Consider the following 918-nt stretch of genomic DNA (forward strand, 5'->3'; position numbering starts at 1 on the left):
AACCACTGGTAAACCACATCAGATCTACCTGGTGCGTGGCTATCAGGGCAGAGAGCTGTTGCTCATCCAGCAGCGACTCCTGGCTGCACAGCACCAGTTTGCCGCCATGCAGCAACATCGACCAATATTCAAAAGTAGTGGCATCAAAAGAAAGTGCTCCCGTAGACAACAACACTTCATCCCCTTTAAGCGTAACATACTGCTGTGCGGTTACCAATCTCACTACATTCTGATGTGTCACCATCACTCCTTTCGGCATGCCCGTGGAACCAGAAGTGTACATCACATAAGCCAGGTCATGGGGTTGGTTAACAATAACCGGCGATGTGGTATCGTATCCTGATTGCACTGTTTTAAAACGCAACAGCTCCGCTTCATCGATCAACACTTTGCAGCCGGTATCCGACAGCATGTAATCGATACGATCCGGCGGATAATCAGGATCGATGGGAACATAGGCCCCTCCTGACTTTAAGATCCCCAATATTACAATCAGCAGCCATTCGCTACGATCCAGTTTTATGCCCACCAGGTCATCAGGTCCGATTCCATATTGGTTGCGCAGGTAATGGGCCAACTGGTTAGATTGCTCTTCCAGTTGCTGATAAGTAAGGGAGGTATCTTCAAATACCAACGCTATATGATCCGGCGTTTTAGCTGCCTGTTCTGCGAACAGGTGCACCAGGGTTTTATCTTCCGGGTAAACAGCAACGGTATCATTGAAGCTATAAAGCAGATGCGATTTTTCTGTTTCACTTAAATAATCCAACTGCCCGATAGCGGTGGCCGGATTTTTAAGAATAGCTGCCAGCAGCTGATCCAGGTGTGTTGCTATTGTGAGTACGGTATCATGGTAAAACAGGTMACTGTTATATTCTATGCTGAGATGTAGTCCATCCTGCCGTGGCTCAAATATGA

At 47.3% G+C, this 918-nt stretch carries 1 protein-coding gene; it reads right to left on the bottom strand.

What is annotated here, in order from left to right; all coding sequences use genetic code 11:
- The coding region (locus AC1DFM_RS34640) for an AMP-binding protein (protein ID WP_477081360.1) at positions 1–918 on the bottom strand (918 nt) is incomplete at both ends.

The organism is Chitinophaga sp. 05T412 (assembly GCF_056396465.1).